Genomic DNA, 23,365 nt, shown 5'->3' with positions numbered 1-23,365 from the left:
AACTTATTAAGCTGACTGGTTTCGTTGGGGAACAGAGCATCAGCCGGGATGATGTACTCTTTTTCGATAGAGCATCTATCGATTATACACTTTCTACTATTGCACCAATCTTTGATTTGCCTAAGAGCGTAGTTGTACGCTCTTAGGCAAATATCCATCCAATCAAGGAGGATTTCCTGTTGATTGGCGTCTGGATAGATGCGGTAGCGATAGTTAAGTGTCAGCATCGGTGTTTATTGGTGCATATACTGATTATACAACATTTACAGGCTAACGCAACACCGTTAAATATTAATTTAGGTGACATCGATCCACCTAAATTAACTTGGGAGAGTTGTGTATCCCAACGCTGAATAAAATTACAGCGTGGGTCTGACAACTCCCCCAAACCCCCTGGTAAGATAAAGGCAAGGGCTTGATCGGTCATTTGTCATTACCGTCTATCCAGGCAAATGCCCCTCAATTCACCACTTAAGGGTACAGTGAGGAGAAACCATGCGATCGCGAACCGTTCGAGAAGGCTCCGTTGGCTTATTAATTCTAGTTGGACTGGCAGTGTTTGTCGGCTTGATCGTTTGGATTCGGGGTTTGAAGTTTGGCGATCGCAGCTACAGCTTTGTTGTCAATTTTCCCAACGTCGCTGGAATGAAAGAAGGTGCCACTGTACGCTATCGCGGGGTTGATGTGGGCAACATTACGGATATTCAAGCCACAACCAATGGCGTTGATGTCACCATCGAAATTGAATCAGAAGACTTAGTGATCCCAGAGGATGTCGCCATTGAAGCCAATCAATCAGGTTTAATTGGTGAAACCTCGGTAGACATTACCCCACTTCGGGAATTGTCCCCTAATATCCAGTCGATGGAACCTCTGAATCCTGAATGTAATTCGGATGTGATTATTTGTAGCGGTGAGCGGATTCAGGGTGAGATCGGGGTGAGCTTTGTTGAACTTCTCCGCAATACTGAGCGCTTAACCACCATCTACACAGATCCCCAATTTTTTAATACTATTAACGACCTCGCCCAAAATGCCTCCCTCGCCGCCAGTGGTATCGCTCAACTTGCGGGTGAATTATCCTTATTATCTCGTTCCGTGCGCCAAGAAGTCGGCGGCTTTTCTCAGGCGTCTGATGCGATTACGACGGCGGCTACCCAGACGACTCAACGCATTGGTAATACGGCGGAGCAATTTAGCCAGACAGCCGTTCAACTCAATCGATTAATTGCCTCAACGAATGATTTAGTCAGCAGAAATCGGGCGGTTTTAGGCGGAACTTTAGCCAGTGTTAGTGAAAGCAGCGATCAGTTGCGCGTTCTGTTAGGCGACTTGAGACCTACCCTAGAAAATGTCAACACGACTATTGATTTAGTGAATGCACGAGTCGATCAAGCAGATATCAGCAACATCATCGAAAACGTTGAAACCGCCTCCGAAAATTTAGCTACCCTCTCCGCTAATGCGACTGAGGTATCTGCTGATTTGCGCGATCTCTCTAATTCGTTGGACAGTCCCAGCACTGCTATAGTATTGCAACAGCTATTAGACTCAGCACGGGTAACCTTTGAAAATACGCAAAAGATTACATCAGATTTGGAAGATTTAACTGGTGATCCTAGGTTCCGTCAAAATCTCAAAGAGTTAGTCAACGGATTGAGTGAACTTGTCTCCTCCACCGAACAGTTAGAACACCAAATCGAAGTAGCGCAAGTTGTAGAAGCCGCCAGTGCTGAAATTACAACAGCGGCGGTTAAGGTAGTGGATCAATCCCGTGAGCATGATCTGGCATCCATTAATGAGGAGTTGGTTAAGTCTGAACATCGACTCAATCACCATCAACATATCCTGAAAAAATTGCCGCCAATCCCCAAAAAGCAATCGGTGGAGACAGACTGAGGATAATGATAGCTTAATTCTAAGTCCAGTCATCTTGGCTATCTACAGACTGGGGTTGCTTGTAAACTTGACCTTGGCTGTGAATTTGACGGGTTAACTCAAATAACTTTTCTTCTGTTAAATTCCACTGCTGAAGAATCCGCTCAAGCCCCTGTTGAATCTCCCTAGCGCCAGGAAACCGAGAATAGCGAATCCGTAACCGCGCCAATTCCGTCAACTGGTAATCCGTCGGATCAGCTTTGATTTTCAATAGACTATCCACGATCGCGCGATCGCTCTTTTCTTGCGGATGGTTTTGATCTTTGTTTTCTAGAATTGATGACATAATCTAACTTGACTTTTGTGCCGTTATTCTTTATGTATCCGTTTTCAGTTCACCTCAGATGTTACAGAGTTTAAAGTTCTGTAACTTAATGCTCAAACAGATGAGAGGGGTGCGGTAAACTAAGCCTTAATCCATTGTCTGTTTTACCGCGATCGGCGAGAAGACTCCTGTGATCATCTTTGATTAGACGGCGAGAGCGATCGCCCGTGTGTGAGCAGATCCATCTGCAATAATAGATTGCGTACTGTCACAGAACCTACCGTTAACCTGAATAGGGATTAACGGGGGCTTGTAAAAAGTTGGGCCTGTGATCAGCTTACCTGAGTCATCAGGTAAACGGTATGCCATTAGAATCCCTGAGTATCCCTAATTGGGATTAGCGTGGGGAGGATATCTAAATCAATCACCGATAACTCTCGTTTGGAGTCGTTATTCTATGTCTCATAGCGTCAAAATTTACGACACTTGCATTGGTTGCACCCAATGTGTGCGGGCTTGTCCCCTCGATGTGTTGGAGATGGTACCCTGGGATGGCTGTAAAGCTGGTCAGATTGCCTCTTCTCCACGTACCGAAGATTGCATCGGTTGCAAGCGCTGCGAAACCGCTTGTCCGACCGATTTCTTGAGCGTTCGAGTTTATCTTGGCGCTGAAACCACCCGCAGTATGGGTCTTGCCTACTAAGGGTATCTTGAAACCAATCTATATCATTGTAGGGGTATGGCTGCATTAGGATGCAAGCGATCGCTTGTATGGTAATGCTGTTGTATCTCTGCTAAAAATTGCCGATTTTTCAGTAAATTGAGATACAAAAAGGCAAATTGAGTCGGGGCACGACATGTCGTGCCCCTACAGATGGCACTTAAACGGTTGCCCTCCAGGATGTATCGAATAAGATGGTGAAGGCATCGCGTTTGAGGAGTGAGCGGTTCATGTGTGGAATCGTCGGTTATATTGGCACGCAACCAGCGACAGATATTTTAATGGCAGGGTTAGAACGACTCGAATATCGAGGCTATGATTCTGCAGGAATTGCCACAGTCGGGGAAGGAAAAATTCAGTGCGTTCGGGCTAAGGGCAAACTCTATAATTTACGGGAAAAACTCGAACGCACCGAGAACCAAGCCAGACTCGGTATTGGACATACCCGTTGGGCAACTCACGGGAAACCCGAAGAATACAACGCCCACCCCCATACCGACACCCATCATCGCGTAGCCGTGGTGCAAAATGGCATCGTGGAAAACTATCGGGAATTACGGGAAGACTTAAAAAAACGGGGACATGAATTCCGTTCTGATACCGATACCGAAGTGATTCCCCACCTGATTGCCGAAATTCTCCCCGAACCCTCAACCCCTGATTTTCAAAACCCGAATGCATTGCTAGACGCCGTGCGCCAAGCGGTGAATCAACTCCAAGGTGCGTTTGCGATCGCACTTATTTGTGCAGACTATCCCGATGAACTGATTGTCGCACGACAACAGGCTCCTTTAATCCTAGGATTTGGTCAAGGAGAATTCTTCTGCGCCTCCGATACCCCCGCCCTTGTCCCCCACACCCATGCGGTGTTGAACCTAGAGAATGGGGAACTAGCACGGTTAACCCCCCTAGGGGCAGAAGTCTACAACTTTAACGGGGAACGTCTTCGCAAATTCCCCCGCACCCTCAACTGGAATCCCGTACAAGTGGAAAAACAGGGATTCCGTCATTTCATGCTCAAAGAAATTTTCGAGCAACCGGGTGTGGTGCGAACCTGTTTAGAGGCTTATGTTAACAGTAATTGGTCTGTGGGAGAAAAGGATGGCGTTACCCCAATACCTGATCAAAACCAAGTCGCCGGAAAAACCCCATCCACAACCACGCCGATACAATTGGGACTTCCCGAATCCTTGTATGAGAACTTAGAACAGGTTCAGATATTGGCATGTGGCACCAGTTGGCACGCCAGTCTGGTGGGGAAATACCTGTTAGAACAATTAGCCGGAATTCCCACGATGGTACAATATGCCTCAGAATTCCGCTATGCCCCCTCACCTCTGACGCGCAATACCCTCACCATTGGCGTAACCCAATCCGGAGAAACTGCTGATACCCTAGCCGCGTTAGAGATGGAAACACGGCGACGCAGTGGTTTAGGAGTAGAGTATCAGCCGCGATTGGTGGGGATTACCAATCGTTCAGAAAGTTCCCTGGCGCATTTAGTACCGCATATTATTGAAACCTATGCCGGAATGGAAATCGGTGTCGCCGCCACTAAAACTTTTGTCACCCAGTTAGTGGCATTTTACTGTTTAGCCCTAGATTTAGCCTATCGACGCCAAACTCTACCCCCGTCGCGGATTGCCGAAATTATTGAAGGGTTGCGCCAACTTCCCTCCCAGATTGAATTAGTCCTATCCAGTCAGGAGCATTATATTGGAGAGTTAGCCACTGAGTTTGCCGAAACTCAAGATTTTATCTTTTTAGGGCGCGGAATTAATTTCCCCATTGCCTTAGAAGGGGCGCTGAAACTTAAGGAAGTTAGCTATATTCACGCCGAAGGGTATCCGGCGGGGGAGATGAAACACGGACCGATTGCCCTATTGGATGCCAAAGTTCCCGTGGTTGCGATCGCGATGCCTGGTACTGTATATGAAAAGGTGCTATCCAATGCCCAAGAAGCCAAAGCAAGGGATGCGCGATTGATTGGGGTGACACCCATGCATGATCCAGAAGCCGCTCAAACCTTTGATATTTTATTATCAGTGCCTGTAGTCGAGGAATTACTGTCTCCGATTCTGGCGGTGATTCCATTACAGCTTTTGGCATATCATATTGCGGCGCGACGGGGTTTAGATGTCGATCAACCTAGGAATTTGGCAAAATCAGTCACAGTCGAATAACTGCCAAACGTTATGTTCCAGATGGAAACGTATCATCGCACGTCTGTAGGGGCGGGTTTCACAGATAACCTTTGGCAAAAACTGATAACTTAATTAAACCCGCCCTCTTTCCGGTTGAGTAGAGGGCGACCAGACTTAATTGAGTGGACATTCCTCACCCACCTGCGATCGCTACTTCCCAGTTTAGATTTTCTCTCATTTGTGACCTATATCACTACATAACTTGATCACAGATCACGATTTGCTTTTTAGAAAAATCACAAACTATCTTTTAGAACGATCACAAGATTGACATAGAAAATCATTCATAATTATGACAACAAAAAGAATTTAATATTTCTGAAGTCAATGAACGTTACCTTGCCTCATACAAATATCGAAGATTTAGTGACTCAAATTTTAATGAATCGCTGCATCACCCCCTCCGACCAACAATTTTTAAACTGTGCTTTACTTTATAAAGATAGTCTAAAGGAGCATGAACGAATTCTCATTGAGCGAGTTTTTTATGGTGTACGACATGGATTGCTTCAAATTCTGGAATCCACCTCGGTTTAGAGGATGCTCTAGGACTGTATCCTACCATTGGGCATGATAGTTCCGGCTAAGGAAGCGTTACTTAAATCCGCTCCCATTAAATTCGCGCCAATTAAGTTAGCCCCCTTGAGATTAGCATGACTCAAGTTAGCATTAGTTAAATAAGCCAGAAGTAAACCCGCTCGCTTTAGATTTGACTGGGCTAAGTTAGCATGGTCTAAGTTTGCCTCTAGCAAATTAGCCCCTGACAAATTGGCTTTATATAAATTGGCTCGGTTCAGGTTGGCTTTGCTAAGTTGGGCGCTCTGCAAATTGGCTTTTTTGAGGAGCAATCCACTCAGATTGGCGAGACTGAGATTCGCGTTTGGCAAGTGTGCGCCACTCAGATTAGCCCCCGTAAGATTCGCTTGACTCAGATTCGCACCACTCAAGTCAGCCCTTGACAAATTGGCATGACTCAGATCAGCGCCCTTGAGATCTGCATCACTCAAATCAGCCTCTGTCAAATTAGCATCTCGCAAATCTACCCGATGTAAATAGGCTCGAATTAAGCAAGCGCCCGTCAGGTTGGCTCCCCTTAAGTCGGCTTCGCTGAGAATGGCTCGATTTAACGTAGCACCCTTCAAATCGGCGGATTTGAGACTAGCACGAGTGAAGGTGGCTCCCGTACAGTTCGCCTTTGCCAGTTTGGCTCGTTTCATTTTGGCATCGATGAGACTGGTGTCAATTAATGTAGCATGTCGCAAATCCGCGTCGATTAGGGTAGCGCCACTGAGAATCGCACCACTCAAATCAGCTTCCCGGAGAATTGCATCAGTCATATTAGCTTGGCAAAGCGTGGCTTCAATCAATAGTGCGTTCTTGAGATTAGCCTTGCTTAAATCTGCATCCTTAAGCTGAACACCAATCAGTTTAGCTTTGGCTAAATTAGCTCGCTGTAAATGGGCAGCACTCAAATTAATGCGACTCAGATTCGCTTCAGTTAAATCGGTTCCCATCAAATTAACTCCGGAAAAATTTCGTTCTCCCGTTTCGTGCAAACTCAGAAGTTTGGATTTACTTAAACATTGAATTGATTTCATAAAAACTGCCTGATTTTATGGCTTTGGTTTGGCTACAGGCTATCCATTATGGTGTCAACTTGCATTCTATAAATTAGAATTCACCTTCTCCATAAATAAAATCATGGATGAATCCCAAAAAATACAAAATTGCCCTCAATAAATGGGCAGGCTAAAAAATGGTAAATTTGTTCAGTTTAGGGTTGGAATCTAGATTTCAGTTAATTCCATCTCCCGATAAAATGCTTAGATAATGGATGCCACAGTTTCTGGACTAATTCGATATACCAATCGTTATTGATTCATCAAACTGTCGTTTTTCATTCAAACTTATGAACATAAATCAGCTTGTGGCGAATCCGTTTTTATCACCTCCAAAAGTTGGCATAACTAAAGCAGAAATAATAGGTATAATTCATCGCCAATTCACGGTTTTGTTTTTACCAATCTCTGAGGTCAGTGCGGTATAAATAAGTGATCAGCGAATACCTCATCTCAACCTCGTCCATTGAGAAAACTGGAGTTTTTTCCAGGGGAAAACTATGGTTTTCAATGTAAACGCGGTTTAAGAGATATAAAGATAATCAATATCCTGAGCATCAACTAGGAGATAACTGCTCACTGATATTAGTTATTCCCACCGCTACAAAAAGTCTTTTCCTGACGATGAGTTTTCATGCCAACCAGGTCTGGGCATTAAGCTAGAAAAGTCGCGGGTTGCTAATGCCCTAGTGAATTTTACTGCTGCTCCCAAGTCTTGAGGAGGCGTCATACCGTTGGAGTTGGATTGCGTTAGCTAGTCGTTTGTAACTGATCGCCCAATTGTCAGTTGCGGTGAACTACCTACACAATACCCTCAGGGTATAGTGTAGGCTTCGCGTCTCATTCGCCGATGCCTCTAGCAACAAGTTACCTTTGGTCTTACTCAGCGTCTCTAGTTGGTTACCCAACCTTTATCCCCACATCCCGTGGAGAACCCGCGCAGCCGCCCTTCCAAGGCAGAAATTAGTATTTAGCTTGTTTTCCGGTTTTACGGGCAGACAAGTATGGGCTTTACCAGTAACTCATCCTTTAAAGATAATCCTTAGATGCCAGATCCGGCAAGGTATGATTCATGGCAAAATTTGCCGAGGAAGCCGATTCCGATCAAAAATCATCCCCCAGATGTTCACTTTCCTGTCATTAGGTAGTGGAGATAACAATTTTTGAGTCACGAGTATGGTATGATATCCTGATACAAATTTTAATAAAAACAAACGTTTACCCCTATGTTGTTCTCTAGGGGCAAACGTGCCGGATGTCTACCGCACACCATACCGATGATAACCATTCCCTCATCAAACCCAAAGCTCTTCGGCTATTGGGCTTATCTAGCTATTGAAAAACATTTCCAGAGAACCATTCAGTATGAAACTGATGTTCTCAAGGATAAAGATCCTGAAGCGCTACACCAAATGCGTGTAGGGATGCGACGGTTACGAACAGTAGTGAAAGGTTTTGAGCCTGCCTTGGTGTTACCCAAAGCCGCTAGGGAGAAAAAGATTACTAAAGTAGCGCGACGGCTGGGACAACTGCGGGATTTAGACATCATGCAAGATGCGCTGCAAAATCAGTATCTGCCCACTTTGCCCAACTCTGAACAAAAAATCGGCAAAAAAGTATTAGCCACCTTAGCAAAGCGGCGTCACCATGTCTTAGTTCAGGTTCAGAAAACCCTCAAAGACAAACCCTATCAGGAAATGAAACTGGCATTTCAAGATTGGTTGCAGACGCCGACTTACGGAATTTTTGCCGAATTTCCCATTGATCAGATTTTGCCTGACTTACTGTTACCGTTTGTGAGTCAGTTTTTCCTCCACCCCGCATGGTTGATAGGCGTAGAATTCTCAGACGGACAGAAGCAGGTGGCTCAGGATTTGAGTTTAGAGAATGTCGTTGAACTCTTAAGTAATCAGGGTTCAGTGTTGCACAGTTTGCGGAAACAAGCTAAACGAGTGCGCTATCAAATGGAATTATTTACTGAATTTTATGATACGCCCTATCAGGATTATGTGAAAGATATTAAATCTATTCAGGGTACTTTGGGACAAATTCAAGATAGTTTCGTCTTGGCAGAATTTCTATCGGATTGTCTACACTTAGAAATTAAGAAGGAACTACCAACCCTAGTAGAGCAGTTGAGTGGCAATCGTTATCAATTATGGCAGGAATGGCGAGTGCTCCAGGAACGATATCTCCATCCCAAAACCCGCCAGGACTTACGTCTAATCGTTGTACACCCGGTTACAAGATAGCGAAGGTGAAAGCCCCTGTTCTCGACTCCAGGGGATGAAACTTTCGTGTTGCGTTCAGTTTGTAGACTTTATGCCAACTAGAATAAATACCTCATAAAAATAAAATATTTAATTGACTTAATCTTTTGATTACCGAGCCTTTACCTTGATTGCTTACAGTAGAGCTGCCCTGCTATACCAGCTTGTGAAAATCTGGCTGGAGAGAGTTGCAGCTCATGATTCCAACTTCCAGAGCCGTTTTGGACGTAAACCCGACTCAATCTTTTGGTCAAGCCGAACTCCAAGATTCACGTCGATTGCATTTTTATGCTAAAGGGGACAAAATTCCCATAATTGCTCAAGGAGTTTGGCAAGTCTCTCTAGGAGTAGTTCAGCTGAGTACCCTTTGCCAAAATGGAGAAGAGGTGTGGCTTGGTTGGGCAGAACCTTCAATGTTTTTTGGTCGTTGGTTTTCTCTACTGAGTGCTTACCAAGCTATAGCATTGTCTGACGTGCATCTGATTTGCTTTTCTTTAGAAGAGATTAATGCTTCACCTCGATTGGCTCAGGTAATATTACCGCAAGTTATACACCGGATACGCCAAAGTGAGGCACTCCTAGCCATCGCGGGTCAGCGTCGAGTTGAAGATCGTTTACAACACTTGTTGCTGTTGATGCAACAGGAAATGGGTCACCCTGTACCCGAAGGGACTCGTTTGAAGATACGCATGACGCACCAAAACCTTGCCAATGCCATCGGTACGACCCGTGTTACCGTCACCCGACTCCTGAACAAGTTAAAAAATCAGGGCAAGATTAGCTTTGATAGCAATCGCCACATTATTGTTAAACAAGGTAGCTTTAAAAATATTGCTGAGTGGTAAGGAATTAGATCCCCAACTTCTTGCAGAATTTGGGGATCGGGTCAGGGCTGAGTAACTGTAAGTGACATCTCCTACACCAAGTGAGTACAGTATGGTGTAGGCTTCTCACCGACTCCAGCTATTGTGCTATATCTTCTCGGATTGAACGCCAGAGAACGCCACCGTCAGGGAAATTTAGGCATTCCATGACAAAAAATAACCCACTCAATGTCATGGATGTAGCGATCGTTTATCCCGCTCCGGCGAGAATACCCCTACTATACAAGGGAGGGATAGTGGGGAATGAATCACCTCTGGTGAGAAAACTTGTTTTCGTTTCATTCTGATGGTATTCATTCTCGCAGGTATAATACCTTTGTAACCCAAGTATGGTCACAGGTTAAATTTTTCAGGAGTAAGCCCCTGTCTTTGGAGACGATTTCAATTCCACCAGCTACAGGTCAACAACCAGTGGGACTGGTTGTGATTTTGCATGGCTGGGGGGCTAACGCTGAGGATTTGCAACCTCTAGTACCAGCATTGGCTCTATCTAATTACCATGTTTTGCTACCCAATGCGCCCTTTACCCACCCCCATGTGCCTGGAGGCTATATGTGGTATGACTTGGAACGAGAAGATTATCAGGGATTGGCACAAAGTCAGCGTATTTTGACAGACTGGCTAAAGTCTTTAGAAAGTTTCACCCATATTCCTCTTGGCTCTACGATTGTCATGGGCTTTTCTCAAGGGGGAGCCATGGCTCTAGATGTTGGATTACATTTACCCTTAGCGGGTTTAGTGTCAATGAGTGGTTATTGGCATCGTACACCTCAAGAAATTGAACCTCCTTTGCCCCCTGTTTTAATCGTTCATGGTAGACAAGATAATGTTGTCCCTTTGAGGGTAGCTCATCGATTGCGGGATTATTTACTAGCCTTAGGCGCTCCCATGCAGTACAAAGAAGTGGATATGGGGCATGAGATTGCGCCTGAAGTGGTAGAAATTGTGCAGGATTTTATTTTGGTGAATACATGAAGTAGGGAACAGGGGTGTACAGAAGGACATGCTTCGCCCAATCACCAATCCCTAAATTACCAATTAAAATTCACGTCGGGAGAAAATCAGAATCGCGATCGCAAGCAGCAAGATCGTGTAGACTATGGCATAAGCGGCATGTCCTAACAGAGTCAAAGAGGAAGGGAGCAACCCATAAACCGCCTCATTTTTCAAATTCAGACGAGATAAATCGGGTAAGACAAGGTAAAGAGCTTGGGTTATCGTCTCTAGAGTCACGTTTTCACTGAGTTTCCCTAACTCCAGCACATCGCGACTCAAATGTCCCATTAAATAAATACCAACGGTTAGGAGTGTGGCTAGAATTGAGCTGGTGAATACGCCAAACATTAGCGCTACAGCTACAATTAGGCTTAACTCTAAAAACTGATAAAGTGCCGAAATCAGTAGGCTAACTAAGGGGTAATTAATGCCATTGAAACTGAGGAGAGCTAAGTAAATAGCTGTCATGGCGATAACCAAAACCGCAAGGACTCCTAGTAACCCTAAATGTTTGCCAATAATTAATTCTGCCCGTGAGATAGGTTTAGGGATTAAAACCAAGACAGTGCGTTTTTCGATTTCCTTATTAATCAAACCTGTCCCGACAAATATGGCAACGATTACTCCCAAAACACCAATCACCGCTAAACCTAAATCCATAAATATTTTATCTTCTGTGGTAGCGGCAACTTCCCCTAGGAGTGGTATCGCAACAACCAACAGCAGGGCAAAAAAGCCAATCACATAAAAAATGCGATCGCGAATGACTTCCTGAAACCCATTCGTGGCAATTGTCCAAATTCTACCTAAAGTTTTAGTTGTCATTTGTTTTTTGTTCTTTGTTCTTTGTCAATTCATTCGTTGCGTCTAGAATTCATAATTCATCAAGTTGGAGATTGAGAGGTAACAATCGGTTTAGGAACGCCCCATCCTGCTGCTGGATCGCATTTTACCTGACCGAGGAGACTAATACCGATGTCAGTTTGCCGAGTGACGGATATGATCTGACAAGACTTGGTGAGTAAGTAGGGTTGGGGTTGCGATCGCGGACCTTGCCAAAGGGCTTGTAGATCTAAGTTATACCCCGAATCCCGGAGCGAAATCTCTCCGGAACTTACTTGCCATAAATTGTCTTCTTCAATATCATCAGAGGTGAGTTCTTGCATCACTTGGGTTTTAATCTGTTCAATTAACTGTTCGCGTTCACTGGGGAGAAGCATTCGCTCGACATCCGACCAAGCTTGATTATCAAGTCGTTCTTCCAAGCGAGATGCCATTAAATCTAAAATAGTCACTCCTCGAGGTAGCCTTTGCTGGGATTCCTCGACGGTTATTCTGACAACAAAGGCACTTTGTCTAAATGTATCAGCCGCGATTGTGGGATATTCAACTAACCAGTTTTGTACCAGAAAATAGAATTGAAACCAACTGCTTAATATCAACTGAGTTGTGAATAGCCACACCAGCGGTTGACGTTTGTCTCTATCGGGAATTTTGGGTTTAAAATTGCCATCTAAACAAACGGGTAATGCGGCAACAACTGCCGATACGAGGGGCCAGAATACTAAAGCATAGGGTGATAATTCTCTTGTAAAAACGCCAGAAAGATAAATAGTAATCAACGCTCCAGTAATCCAGGGACTTAAGGGAACCTTGCCAATGCTGAAGGCTTTATTGCTACTCGTCGCCCAAAAGACACCTAGAATTAAAAATAACCAACTAAAACTCTCTAATAGAATCTTGAAAATGTTCGTTGCCAAAAATGACATGAGCCAGGAGAAAATACTTAGCCCAATCAGGGTCTGCCAAGAGAAAGCCGTAGGAGGAACAAATACTCCTAATAATAATTTCAGGGTATTGTTGAACCAATTCAAAAAATTTTCAAAAATCTTCTTGAGCATCGTTTTGATTTAAAAATAGGGTTTAGGGGCTTAAGGATAGTTAGAATGTATCCCGAAGGTATTTCAGGTTAGGGATAGATCAGAGGGCGCGATTAAACTCCAGAAACCGTAACACCAAAATTAGCAAAATAGCGCTGTAGCTATAGGCATTAGCCAGGAGTACAGCAAAGGCAGGATTAGGTTTTGATTGGGTAATTTTGCGTTTGGGTAAATTAAGCAAGGTGGGTCTTTTATTGGATAAATTAGAACTCGTATTCAACTGTTCCGGGTTATCATGAATCCAAATCCTTAGTAATTCCAACCCCAGCAGTTTGATGATAAAAGTAAAAAAGAAAATACAAATGCCCAGGGAGATTACTAAAGGATTGGCTTGATCTAATCTACTGCCAATGGGATGATCGAAGAAAATAAAACTAACAATTTGATTCTGCAAAAATCGTGGTAATAAAGTTTCTAGAAATAAAAAAGTTAACCAACCAATGACAACGCTCCATAAATTCAGCGAGGTGGCATATTGAATACTGGTTTTACGAGTGAGTTTTAGCCGTTGGTGCAAAACTCTGGCTTCTAAGGCGATCGCAACCAATAGGAATAAGATTTGAAAGACAATAAGTTGTAGGGGCAAAACAATATCTATCATAATAGTTTCCTTTTGATCGATGTATCAGTTCCTCGTGTAGTGCGGAAAAATTAAGGAGCGATAAAAAAGTAGATATGATAAACCTAACATCCTTGGAGGCTTCTACCTGCTACCTTCTTCCCCCATAACGGCAACGGGGGTATTTTTATACTATATTAGACTGGCTGGGATAAGAGAGTGAAGGTTATTCTTAATATTTCCAGTTGTATCGTTAAACTGAGTTGGGTTGATAAAGTCCCAAGGATCGTCAATGACTAGGACAGGTATTGGTATTCGCACGGCGGCTGAGCGTACAGAACGCATCACCGGTCAGATTCATGTTTACGATGGCGTGGGTAAGGGGAAGTCTCAAGCCGCATTGGGCGTGGTTTTGCGCTCGATTGGTTTGGGGATCAACTGTGCAGAATCCAGTCGGGTGTTATTGTTACAGTTTCTTAAGGGACCGGGACGAAACTATGATGAGGATGCGGCGATTGAGGCGTTGCGACGGGCGTTTCCTCACTTGATTGATCAGGTTCGCACGGGACGAAGTGAATTTTTTACTAAAGAGGAAGTAACCCGGTTTGACAAGCTAGAGGCGCAGCGAGGGTGGGATGTGGCGAAAGGCGCGATCGCGTCAAATCTCTATTCGGTTGTGGTTCTGGATGAGTTGAATCCCCTGCTGGATTTGGGGTTACTCCCGGTTGAGGAGGTGGTACAAACCCTGACCAATAAACCCCCGTCTCTGGAAGTGATTGTCACGGGACGAGGAACGCCGCCAGCGCTGTTGGATTTGGCGGATTTACATAGTGAGTCGGTTCCCCACGATCACCCGGTTTCTCGGGAACAGGGGATTGAGGGAATTGAAATTTATACGGGTGCGGGGAAAGGGAAATCGACCAATGCGTTAGGGAAGGCGTTACAAGCCATTGGTCGTGGAATTAGTACGGATAAATCCCACCGGGTTCTGATTATGCAGTGGTTGAAGGGAGGGACAGGGTATACTGAAGACGCCGCGATCGCAGCCTTACGCCAAAGTTACCCCAATCTGGTGGATCATCAGCGTTGTGGACGAGACGCGATCGTGTGGCGGGGACAGCAGCAAATTTTGGATTATGTAGAAGCAGAACGGGGATGGGAAATTGCCCGGGCGGCGTTAGCGTCAGGGTTGTATAAAACGATTATTCTGGATGAACTGAATCCGACGGTTGATTTGGAACTGTTGCAGGTTGAACCCATTGTCGAGGCGCTTTTACGGAAACCCCGCGATACGGAAGTTATTATCACAGGTCGTTGTAAAAATCAACCCGCTTACTTTGAATTGGCGACTGTCCATTCGGAGATGATTTGTCATAAGCATTATTGTGACAAAGGAGTGGATTTGAAGCGAGGGGTGGATTTTTAATGGTCATGGGTCATGGGTCATTTGTCATTTGTCATTTGTTAGGGAACAGGGGAGTACGTCAACTAAGCTAGAGTTGGGCTATTTCCAATCGACAAACTGGGCATAGAGATAGGCGATCACTTCCCCAATTACGGTTCGTACCCCTTCGCTAGAGTGCCACCACTGTTTAGGATCATACTCTTGAGGTTCAGCCGCAATCACACCGACTCGGATTTCTGGTTCTAATACGGCTTTAAATATAATCCAGCTTCGACGGGCATGAGGTCCTAAGGAATAAAGATTTATCGATTTTACGTCTAATTCGGAGGTCGATAACCATTCCCGTAGAGCGATGGCGCTTGCTTGAGTTCGATGTTTAATCACGTTGGGGGCGGGAACAGCTACCAGTTGTTCTGGGTTAAACCCCAAAACGATAAATGTGGCGGCGGTGAGTTCGGCAAAATTCTTGTATTGGGCTAAATAATATCCCTTCGAGACGGGTAAACCCGTGGTAATCAGGTGATTATAAGACCCGCGCTGGAAGAGTGCGATCGCGTCCTTAATTGCATAATCTGGTATCCAGCCTTCCACCACTATGACATCCGCCGCCACGGGAGAGTTAACCGCCAGGAATGGGTAGATAGTGCTGAGAGTGAATACCATTAAAGCAATTATACAAATAAGTGTAACTATCCATCCCTGAATAGTCAGAGTCCATCGGCTTTGGCGATGGATTAAACAGATTTTCCCTTTAGCGGTTAACCTGTTAAACTGTAATTTTTTTATTCTCTAATTTTAATCAGGTTAACTCAGCTATTCAGTTTCGACTAAAACGGTAACGGCGGCAACAGCAATTAGCATTTCGTCATTTTTATCATTGAGTTCAGGAATGGCTCGACCTTGAACTACCATTCCACCGGATTGTACGGTGAGTGATTTGCGACCAAAGGGTAACATGGCGAGAACCTCTTCCTGTCGCACTTGTTCCGGGTAAGGTACAGCGACTTGCACTTCCACAATCATTTGATTGGGATCGCTCAAACCCGCAACTTCCCAGACACCGGGTAAAGCGTTGTGCGCGATCGCGTTTCGCACAGCCCTAGATGCAGCAACAGTGGGTTCCTGTCCATGTTGGTCTACCCCCATACCCATTTCAATAATCAAACGTTTGCGAGTCATAGCAACTGTTATATCTTAATAATGAATAACTTGTATTTTTTCAAAACCCTGAGAATAGGATACCAGCTAAAACTATGACAGGATCACCCTTCGCTTATATTGCTTCCAAATGTAGCCAGATTGCTTGATTAATTATGGAAAATGAAAACAAGCGGTTTTGTTTTCTCAGAGAAAATTTTCCTTCAACTGTGATGGTGATACGCGCCAATTTCGGGTTGAAAGGGGACAATTTCTGGCTTCACCTCCACGCCTAACTGATTGAGCATCGCCTGTAAAACGGGGTCAGGTGATAAGCGTAAATAGTGGGGAGTTAGTTCTAAGGGGACATGGCGATTACCCAGATGATAAGCGGCTCGCAGTAAACTCAGAGGATTGGAGGAAGTAATGGTTAAAACAGGTTCGGGTTTCGCCGCAATCTTAACCACCACCTCACCTGTCTGTGATTGGAGTAAATCCCCATCGTTGAGGATAGTCCCTCTCGGTAAACGCAGATACAAACTTTGACCCTCTGGGGTTTCAAAGCGGTAGCGCGTCCGGGTGCGTTCCTCTGCGGTGAGGAAAAGTGTAAAATTAACGGAGATTTCTGTTGCTGAGTTCAATCGTTGCGTCAACATCAGCATAAATCGCCCAACTTGTCAAGCTAAAGTTACCGTTGCAGGCGAATCAGTTCATTCTGAATTTGCCGTTGTAAATCGGGGTCTAATTGGGCAGTATAAGTCATGGCGTTAAATTGAGCCATGCTGAATCCCTGACTTTCGCCAAGTTCTTTGGCGGTGTTGCAGTAGTTGACGGCAATTCCTTGAACATCAGAAGGGAGTTCTTTGAGGGAATCGGGTTGGGTACAGGTAATACTAGGAATCTGCTCTTGATTCATCTGTTGCTGAATTTCGCTGAAGGCAGTCTGACGGCTACCTTCTATCGCCAGAAGCGCCTTGGCGTAATTTTTGATGTCCTCTTCAGTGATGGTTTCGGCTGGCAATGGGGAGATAGAAGGAGTAGCCTCTGGATTGGAGTTAGATGCACATCCAGAGAGGATGACGGCGAGTGCGGCGATACAACTCGTCCAAGGAATCCTATAAGTTTGCGATCGCGCCTGTATGGGCATGGAATCCGGCAAAGTAGCTTTATTTTGACAGGTTTTGACCGTTTGGAACTCAATAAAACTCAGGGTTCGATGTTTTATCTATAGAGTTCCTTACCGAGGGTTATCATACCACAAGAGTGGTTGATCGTTACCTGGATTTTTGCTGCCTTTGTAATGCATCTTGAATCCGTTGTCGTAAATTACCATCTTTTTCCGCCAGACGTGTAATTTGGTTGAATCGAGAGGGGGTTAAATAATTGTTGACCAACGCCGACGCTTGGTTACAATAATTGTTGGCAATTGCTCGCGCCTCCTGAGACGGCAGTTGATTGATGGTTTCTGATCGATGACACTGGATATCGGGAATGTTGCCATTTACGATTTTTTTAATTTCGTTATAGGCAACTTGACGTAGGGGTTCCATCGCTAAAACCGCTCGCGCGTAGTTGTTTATATCATCCTCTGGAACGGCTTGTTGAGCATAGACAGCACGGTTGAAGTCCAAGGTTAGGGACTCTCGGGAAAGTTCGGGGATGAACCCAGACAGTAAACCCAAGGTGGTTAGTGCCGTTACAATCAGTGGACGAGAGAAACGAGTCAAATGAGGGTGATTACAGTAGAACGTAATCATAACGATCGCAAATAATTAAAAGTACACAACAAAACCCACAGTGGGCTTGTTTTTCCTGAACTATTTTAGGGGATAGAAGTTCCGCTATTTAGAGATAAGGGGGTGGCGGAGCTGGGGAAGCTGGGGGAGCTGGGGGAGCTGGGGGAGCTGGGGAAGTTAACTCAAAACTCTAACCTATTCCCTATTCCCTATTCCCTATTCCCTGACAAATGACGAATGACAAATCAACAGCAAATTTGGCACAGTTTGATCACCTGGGTTTGCAGGGTGGAGAGTTCATCAGCACCGCGTTTGAGGCTAACATCTAACTCTAGCAGAACTCGTAAAGTTGCGATTAACTGATCTAGACTAAGGTGCTGCACTTCTTTTTTCAGGAAGTAAATACGCTTGGGGTTACCGACTTCGGCGGCGGTAGCAATAACTTTTATATCCTTTTCCCCTTGAGTGATCATTAGCTTAACCCATAACCAGGTGCGAAACTGTCCCACGAGGGTGGCGACGATTCGTAATGGGTGTTCGTTGTTGTTGATTAAGTCAGCAATGAGTTCTAAGGCTTTGGTGGTATCGCCTTTGAGAATACTCTCGGCTAATTGTAAGCTATTGTGAGTTGTGGTGGTGACTAATGCAGCAACAGCGCGTTCATCTAAGCTAGTTGTCCCATCGCCCGCGTAAAGGCGTAACTTGTCCAGTTCGTTGGCAAGTTGACGGGTATTGTTACCCACCGCATCGGCGAGGAGTTCAGCCGCTAGGGGAGTGAGTTTAACGCCAGTAGTTTGGGCGTAGGATTTAACCTGTTGGACTAATTCCTCGGTTTTCCAGGGGGGGATTAGGGGAAATTCTCTGATTTGGGCGTGTTCTTGTAGCAGCTTGGTGGACTTGAGTCGTTTATCAGGTCGATGATGAGTGGTGAGCAGTAATATAGATTCTGGCGGAATAGCGGGGAGAGTGCGTCCGAGTTCAGCGAGGACGTTGTCGGAACAGTTCTGGCAAACGGTGGTATCGACTAACCAGACTAATCGTCCTCCCATTCCAAATGGGGGAGTCATCGCCTGATTGAGTCCCTGAATGAGGGCGTCGGGTTGGTCTGGGGGAATTTTATCATAGTTAAAACTGAGCCAGTTAGGGTCGAGGAAGGACTGGCGTAGTTCGTTTACGGCTTGATTCAGGGCAAAGTCATTATCTCCCCAATAAAGATAAATTGGCATAAGGACGTTTAGCGCATTCGGAGGAAATTCAACATGGATGATACCTATCCAACCTATATCAATCGGGTGGCGAGGATGACTGTATCTGATAGTTATCACTCTCAGTTACCCAATATCCAGGAGTCACCTAAGTTTGAGCGTCTGGCTGATGGCACAACCAAGGCGGTTAATTTTCCAGGATACACGGTGATGACGCCACCATGGGAGGATGAGTCAGAGAATGAGGGGTTTTATAGCAGTTTGCAGGAGTTACAACGGATATTAGAGCAGGAATTTAAATCGAGTTTAATGCTATCGCTTCCGCCTGAGAGTTTTCATTTAACCCTGGCGGATTTAATTTGGGAGAATAGTTATCGGGATACGGTGCAGGATAATCCGGAGTTTGATCAGCAACTTCAGGAACGAATTGGGGAGAGTTTTGAGCAATATAAGGGGTTGTATAGGAATCCCTATCCTATATGCTGGCAGTTTTTCGGCGTGATTGTCATGCCCCGTGCGATTGGGGTTTGTTTGGTGCCAAAAGATGAGGAGTCTTACAAACGAGTGGTTGAGTTCCGGCGCTGTCTTTATCAAAATCCGGGATTGATTGGTTTGGGTGTTGAGCAGCAGTATCATTTTACGGCGCATATTACCCTAGGATACTTCGGGGAAATTCCAGCACAGCTTGAGCGCGATCGCATCAGTAGTATGTTATCGGATTTGAATGAGCAATGGTTAGCTAAAGATGTTAATTCGTTTTGGGTTAAGCGGGCTCAATTGCGGAAGTTTGATAATATGACCCATTTTTATCGGGAATCGGATTTTCCGGTTGTTGAGTTTTGAGTAAAAGAACAAGGGCACGGCATTGCCGTGCCCCTAAGATATCATTGATGTGTTTGAACACTTATACCATCGCCATCGCGGGTTCGTGCCAACGCCCAACGGCTTTACCAATCACCGCCATTTCTGTGACCAAGCTATCAAAGCTATCCGGTGTCAAGGATTGGGGTCCATCGGATAATGCTTTGGCTGGATTGGGATGAACTTCAATCATTAACGAATCTGCACCGGCTGCGATTGCGGCTTTTGCCATCGTTGGCACATACTCAAACCAACCCGTACCGTGACTGGGGTCAATCATAATCGGCAAATGGGTGAGCGATCGCAAAACAGGTAACACTGATAAATCTAGGGTATTCCGGGCATATTTCCGGTCGAATCCTCGTATTCCCCGTTCACACAGAATCACATTAGGATTCCCAGCCGCTAAAACATACTCCGCCGCCATTAACCATTCATCAATGGTTGCCGACATTCCCCGCTTCAACAACACCGGTTTATCCTGGGCGCCTACTTTTTTCAACAGGGAGAAATTCTGCATATTGCGGGCACCGACTTGCACCACATCGGCGACTTCGGAAATTTTATCCACATCCGCTGTATCCATGACTTCGGTAATGATCCCCAAACCCGAAGCCTCCCGCGCGGCGGCGAGTAATTCTAAGGCGCTTTCTCCATGTCCTTGGAATGAATAGGGCGAAGTCCGAGGTTTATAAGCACCCCCCCGCAAAAATCGAGCGCCCGCCGCTTTTACCCGACGTGCTGTCTCGACAATCATCTCTTCGTTTTCTACCGAACAAGGACCTGCTACCAGCACCACCGGATGATTCTCGCCAAAGGTAACGGGTCCATCGGGTGTTGATACCACAACTTCGCCAGCTTCCCCATTACGATACTCACGGCTTGCCCGTTTAAAGGGTTTCTCAACCCGCAGGACTTCTTCTATCCAAGGGCTAATTTCCTGAATTTGCAGGGGGTCTAACGCCGCAGTTTCACCAACTAAACCGATAACAACCTTGTGTTTACCCACAATCGGTTCAGGAGTCAGACCCTGTTCGCTGAGTTCTTGACTAATGCGATCGATTTCGGCTTCTGGAGAGCCGACTTTCATGACTACAATCATAAGTTTTAAGGTTTAAGTTTTCAATTGGGGAAGTTTTAAGTTTTGAGTTTTGAGTTAACTCGCTCATCTTCCTTCCCCTGTCCCTGGAATTCCTGTACTCCCGCGAGCCCTGGCAATCTTAACCGAAAGCTGGGCTAACTTTTTTTAGCCTCTCTCGCCTCACGCCATGCTGATGTAAGTCGTCCTAGGTTGGTGGTGAATTCCTGCCAACCTATTACTGTTCCGGGGATTTCTTCTTCCCAAGATGCGGAAAGGACGCCATAGCTCAAGCCCAACACCCCTAAGCCAAAAAAGCCCATACTTACCAGAACCACAGCGACATTGGGTAATTTGATCTCCAGGTTGACCACCACAAGATAGCTGACCACAAATGAGAGAATCCCCAACGCTGTCGGAATACCACACAGTAACGCCATGCGGCGTACCATACGCTTACTCACCTGATCAGGGATAGCCATCGACTCAGAACTGGAAGTCCTAGGTTTATCAGGTTTCGCTTTTGGTTTCGCCTCCGCTTTACTGGCTACAGGTTTTGCCTGTGGTTTCGACTTTTTTTTGCGCTTCTGGCTCGGCTCAAAGGGTAAAGGGTTGCGGGAGGGTTGATCAGACATAAGCTTTAATTGGTGTCTAGCCGCGAATACCTAAGCGCTTGATCAAGGCTTGGTAATGTTCAGGATCGCTTGCACGAATATAACTGAGTAAGCGCTTGCGCTGACCAATCATCTTTAATAATCCCCGACGGGAGGCATGATCCTTTTTATTGGCTTGTAGATGTGTACTCAAACGACTAATGCGATCGCTGAGCATAGCAACTTGCACATCTGCCGAACCCGTGTCGGTTTCATGAGTTTGATAGCTCTCAATAATTTCTTGTTTGCGTTCTTGGGTTAAAGCCATGGATAAACGTTCGTTGGTATAATCCAGCAGTTTTTCATCTTATCACTTTTCCGGGTTCATGGTACTCGCTCTTCGAGAAGCAAGCTACATGGTTCATGGTTCACGGCTTGAGCGACGAGTATCGAGCCACTGTTGGAGTATGATTGCTGCGGCTTTGCGGTCAATCAGAGCTTTATGGCGAGAGGGCGCAAGCTTCTCGGCGTGAAGTAACTGTTTGGCTTCAACGGAGGTTAACCGCTCATCCACATATTCTACGGGTAATTGTAGGGCAGCACTCAAGCGACTAGCATACTTTTGCACCTTTCGCGCCTGAAATCCCAGGGTTCCGTTCATTAAATAGGGTAGCCCAATAACTAGAACCTGAACCTCGCGTTGTTCTACGAGTTCTCCCAACTGTGATACATCCTGCTCAAAGGATGTTCGCTTGATTGTGGTTAAACCTGTAGCAATTAAACCGGTGCCATCGCATCCGGCGACACCAATGCGCTTACTACCAACATCTAAGCCTAAGGCTGAGATTTTCTGCCTCATTGTGAAAAGCCCCTACACAAGCGCCATACCCTCTTTCCAAAGGGTGAAAACTCAAAACTCAAAACGCCCCTAGTCAGCATCTGTAGAATCGGCTGGAGGTTGAATATCCTTCTCCTTCGACTTCTGTTTTGACGAGGGATTGGTTCCATTGGTCTTAGAAACCGCGTTAGGTTGTTTTGAGAGGGATTCCCACCAGGAGATACGGCTGGGGATGGGAGTACGGGCTGGCTGGAGTCCCTGAAGCACTTCTGATAACTGTAACCCCTCTAATTTCTTTGCTTCCCGGAGTTTATGCCAGACTGAGCGAGACATGAGCAGAGTATGCTCGATTCTCTGAGCCTCTAACTGTTCCAGGTAGTCTTCTCGTTCCGGTTGATAGTCGGCTGAAGCCAGATGCAATGACTGGGCAGGATATTGTTGGGTAATCCGTGCCATTTGTGAGAATAACTCTGGATACAGGCAAGTGTAGGCAGGGTGAACGGTGAGCTGGGCTTCGTGGGCTCGACTCCCATCTCGGCAAAGGGTGAGTTGAAAATAACCAATAGCCGCTTTCCGCTGGGATTCAAATACATAAGCGTTGATTACTTCAGTGCGATTGAACCACTGCTGGAGTGTCGAGACTAGCGATCGCATAAACCCTGTTCTAAAATCTTCGATATGGCGGTCAAAAACTTGACGCACTAACGGAGGCATGGACGCTGTATCTAGCTGATACAAGAGTTGGGCATCAGCATTGCTCACGGGGAGCAAGTTGGGTAAATCGGGTTCGCGATCGGCTAGTTTAGCTAGGGTGATATCATTAATTGCCCAGTATGTCAATTGCGCTAGGGGTTGAAATCCGTTGTGCCGATACAGCGCCAGGGTATCTTTATTATGGATATTGACTTCTAGTAACCAGGTGCGGGCTTCCCAGATGGTCTCGAAGCAATGGCGCAAGAGTGCGGAGCCCGTTTCGAGTTTGGCGGGTTTATTAGTTGATCGAGAAGACTGATCAGGAGTAACTAACACCTGTTCCACGCGCCAAGTACTGCGAGTCCGATTAAAGGGCGAGACTTTAATTAATCCCCGCAACCGCTGAAATTGTTCAGCCACATA

General features: G+C 45.6%; 26 protein-coding genes. 9 read left to right on the top strand and 17 right to left on the bottom strand.

All coding sequences use genetic code 11. From position 1 onward, the window contains the following. A partial coding sequence (locus RIM23_RS02525) for a helix-turn-helix domain-containing protein (RefSeq protein WP_446364173.1) occupies positions 1-227 on the bottom strand: 227 nt, incomplete at its 3' end. A 268-nt stretch (positions 228-495) separates the two neighbouring features. On the opposite strand from RIM23_RS02525, the gene RIM23_RS02520 reads away from it, so the two are divergent. Then, entirely contained in the window at positions 496-1,899 is a 1,404-nt protein-coding gene (locus RIM23_RS02520) for an MlaD family protein (RefSeq protein WP_446364171.1), read from the top strand. A 19-nt stretch (positions 1,900-1,918) separates the two neighbouring features. Here the strand turns inward: RIM23_RS02520 and RIM23_RS02515 are convergent, their stop codons facing one another. Beyond that, positions 1,919-2,224, bottom strand: coding sequence for a DUF3288 family protein (locus RIM23_RS02515; RefSeq protein WP_446364169.1), 306 nt, complete (start codon positions 2,222-2,224; stop codon positions 1,919-1,921). 436 nt (positions 2,225-2,660) lie between these two features. Between RIM23_RS02515 and psaC the strand changes: the two genes are divergently transcribed. The 3 genes from psaC (at position 2,661) to RIM23_RS02500 (ending at position 5,665) form a co-directional block, all read left to right on the top strand. Then, positions 2,661-2,906 carry a photosystem I iron-sulfur center protein PsaC gene (psaC, locus tag RIM23_RS02510; protein WP_006616272.1) on the top strand — a complete coding sequence of 82 codons (246 nt, stop codon included), beginning with the start codon at positions 2,661-2,663 and terminating at the stop codon, positions 2,904-2,906. A gap of 248 nt (positions 2,907-3,154) precedes the next feature. After that, positions 3,155-5,107, top strand: a complete 1,953-nt coding sequence (glmS, locus tag RIM23_RS02505; RefSeq protein ID WP_446364177.1) for a glutamine--fructose-6-phosphate transaminase (isomerizing) — start codon at positions 3,155-3,157, stop codon at positions 5,105-5,107. A gap of 348 nt (positions 5,108-5,455) precedes the next feature. Next, positions 5,456-5,665, top strand: a complete 210-nt coding sequence (locus RIM23_RS02500) for a hypothetical protein (protein ID WP_446337047.1) — start codon at positions 5,456-5,458, stop codon at positions 5,663-5,665. A gap of 8 nt (positions 5,666-5,673) precedes the next feature. Here the strand turns inward: RIM23_RS02500 and RIM23_RS02495 are convergent, their stop codons facing one another. After that, on the bottom strand, positions 5,674-6,726 hold the full coding sequence (locus tag RIM23_RS02495) for a pentapeptide repeat-containing protein (RefSeq protein WP_446364167.1): 1,053 nt from the start codon (positions 6,724-6,726) through the stop codon (positions 5,674-5,676). Between the two features lie 1,298 nt (positions 6,727-8,024). Here RIM23_RS02495 and RIM23_RS02490 point away from each other — a divergent pair. The 3 genes from RIM23_RS02490 (at position 8,025) to RIM23_RS02480 (ending at position 10,876) form a co-directional block, all read left to right on the top strand. After that, positions 8,025-8,999 carry a CHAD domain-containing protein gene (locus tag RIM23_RS02490; protein WP_446364165.1) on the top strand — a complete coding sequence of 325 codons (975 nt, stop codon included), beginning with the start codon at positions 8,025-8,027 and terminating at the stop codon, positions 8,997-8,999. A 215-nt stretch (positions 9,000-9,214) separates the two neighbouring features. Next, entirely contained in the window at positions 9,215-9,862 is a 648-nt protein-coding gene (locus tag RIM23_RS02485) for a Crp/Fnr family transcriptional regulator (RefSeq protein ID WP_446364163.1), read from the top strand. A gap of 402 nt (positions 9,863-10,264) precedes the next feature. Continuing rightward, positions 10,265-10,876, top strand: a complete 612-nt coding sequence (locus tag RIM23_RS02480; protein ID WP_446364175.1) for an alpha/beta hydrolase — start codon at positions 10,265-10,267, stop codon at positions 10,874-10,876. Positions 10,877-10,939: 63 nt separating this feature from the next. Here RIM23_RS02480 and RIM23_RS02475 read toward each other — a convergent pair whose 3' ends face one another. The 3 genes from RIM23_RS02475 to fraC form a co-directional block, all read right to left on the bottom strand. Continuing rightward, positions 10,940-11,722: an ABC transporter permease gene (locus RIM23_RS02475; RefSeq protein WP_446364161.1), complete on the bottom strand. Its 783-nt coding sequence runs from the start codon at positions 11,720-11,722 to the stop codon at positions 10,940-10,942. 59 nt (positions 11,723-11,781) lie between these two features. Then, on the bottom strand, positions 11,782-12,798 hold the full coding sequence (locus RIM23_RS02470) for a DUF5357 family protein (RefSeq protein WP_446364159.1): 1,017 nt from the start codon (positions 12,796-12,798) through the stop codon (positions 11,782-11,784). A 79-nt stretch (positions 12,799-12,877) separates the two neighbouring features. Beyond that, on the bottom strand, positions 12,878-13,438 hold the full coding sequence (fraC, locus tag RIM23_RS02465) for a filament integrity protein FraC (RefSeq protein WP_446364157.1): 561 nt from the start codon (positions 13,436-13,438) through the stop codon (positions 12,878-12,880). Positions 13,439-13,688: 250 nt separating this feature from the next. Between fraC and RIM23_RS02460 the strand changes: the two genes are divergently transcribed. After that, positions 13,689-14,822, top strand: a complete 1,134-nt coding sequence (locus RIM23_RS02460; protein ID WP_446337054.1) for a cob(I)yrinic acid a,c-diamide adenosyltransferase — start codon at positions 13,689-13,691, stop codon at positions 14,820-14,822. 78 nt (positions 14,823-14,900) lie between these two features. On the opposite strand, the gene RIM23_RS02455 is transcribed toward RIM23_RS02460, so the two are convergent. The 6 genes from RIM23_RS02455 to holA form a co-directional block, all read right to left on the bottom strand. Further along, the gene (locus RIM23_RS02455; RefSeq protein ID WP_446364155.1) at positions 14,901-15,464 is read right to left on the bottom strand and encodes a cytosine deaminase; all 564 of its coding nucleotides are present in this window, start codon (positions 15,462-15,464) and stop codon (positions 14,901-14,903) included. A 150-nt stretch (positions 15,465-15,614) separates the two neighbouring features. Further along, positions 15,615-15,980 carry a Lin0512 family protein gene (locus RIM23_RS02450; protein ID WP_446364153.1) on the bottom strand — a complete coding sequence of 122 codons (366 nt, stop codon included), beginning with the start codon at positions 15,978-15,980 and terminating at the stop codon, positions 15,615-15,617. 182 nt (positions 15,981-16,162) lie between these two features. Beyond that, the gene (gene ureE / locus RIM23_RS02445; protein ID WP_446364151.1) at positions 16,163-16,600 is read right to left on the bottom strand and encodes an urease accessory protein UreE; all 438 of its coding nucleotides are present in this window, start codon (positions 16,598-16,600) and stop codon (positions 16,163-16,165) included. A 26-nt stretch (positions 16,601-16,626) separates the two neighbouring features. Continuing rightward, the gene (locus RIM23_RS02440; protein WP_446364149.1) at positions 16,627-17,097 is read right to left on the bottom strand and encodes a DUF4168 domain-containing protein; all 471 of its coding nucleotides are present in this window, start codon (positions 17,095-17,097) and stop codon (positions 16,627-16,629) included. Between the two features lie 115 nt (positions 17,098-17,212). Continuing rightward, positions 17,213-17,695 (bottom strand): DUF4168 domain-containing protein, encoded by a 483-nt coding sequence (locus RIM23_RS02435; protein WP_446361054.1) that lies wholly within the window; start codon positions 17,693-17,695, stop codon positions 17,213-17,215. A gap of 224 nt (positions 17,696-17,919) precedes the next feature. Then, a complete protein-coding gene (gene holA / locus RIM23_RS02430; protein WP_446364147.1) occupies positions 17,920-18,900 on the bottom strand; it encodes a DNA polymerase III subunit delta in 981 nt (326 codons plus the stop codon). Positions 18,901-18,933: 33 nt separating this feature from the next. On the opposite strand from holA, the gene RIM23_RS02425 reads away from it, so the two are divergent. Continuing rightward, positions 18,934-19,722 carry a DUF1868 domain-containing protein gene (locus RIM23_RS02425; protein ID WP_446364145.1) on the top strand — a complete coding sequence of 263 codons (789 nt, stop codon included), beginning with the start codon at positions 18,934-18,936 and terminating at the stop codon, positions 19,720-19,722. A 61-nt stretch (positions 19,723-19,783) separates the two neighbouring features. On the opposite strand, the gene aroF is transcribed toward RIM23_RS02425, so the two are convergent. From aroF to RIM23_RS02400, 5 genes are all read right to left on the bottom strand, one after another. After that, the gene (aroF, locus tag RIM23_RS02420; protein WP_446337066.1) at positions 19,784-20,842 is read right to left on the bottom strand and encodes a 3-deoxy-7-phosphoheptulonate synthase; all 1,059 of its coding nucleotides are present in this window, start codon (positions 20,840-20,842) and stop codon (positions 19,784-19,786) included. Positions 20,843-20,976: 134 nt separating this feature from the next. Beyond that, positions 20,977-21,453 carry a photosystem II biosynthesis protein gene (locus RIM23_RS02415; protein WP_446364143.1) on the bottom strand — a complete coding sequence of 159 codons (477 nt, stop codon included), beginning with the start codon at positions 21,451-21,453 and terminating at the stop codon, positions 20,977-20,979. A 16-nt stretch (positions 21,454-21,469) separates the two neighbouring features. Further along, positions 21,470-21,739, bottom strand: coding sequence for a 30S ribosomal protein S15 (gene rpsO, locus RIM23_RS02410; protein ID WP_446337068.1), 270 nt, complete (start codon positions 21,737-21,739; stop codon positions 21,470-21,472). Positions 21,740-21,832: 93 nt separating this feature from the next. Then, complete coding sequence (gene ruvX / locus RIM23_RS02405; protein WP_446364141.1) at positions 21,833-22,270, bottom strand: Holliday junction resolvase RuvX; 438 nt, start codon at positions 22,268-22,270, stop codon at positions 21,833-21,835. A 69-nt stretch (positions 22,271-22,339) separates the two neighbouring features. After that, positions 22,340-23,365 (bottom strand): GNAT family N-acetyltransferase (locus RIM23_RS02400; protein WP_446364139.1); only part of this gene is annotated, 1,026 nt, incomplete at its 5' end.

Origin of the sequence: Coleofasciculus sp. G3-WIS-01 (genome assembly GCF_040223135.1) — a bacterium.
GTDB lineage: Bacteria > Cyanobacteriota > Cyanobacteriia > Cyanobacteriales > Coleofasciculaceae > Coleofasciculus.
Note: the sequence above shows the minus strand (reverse complement) of the source record. Positions and strands in the feature narration are given on the sequence as shown.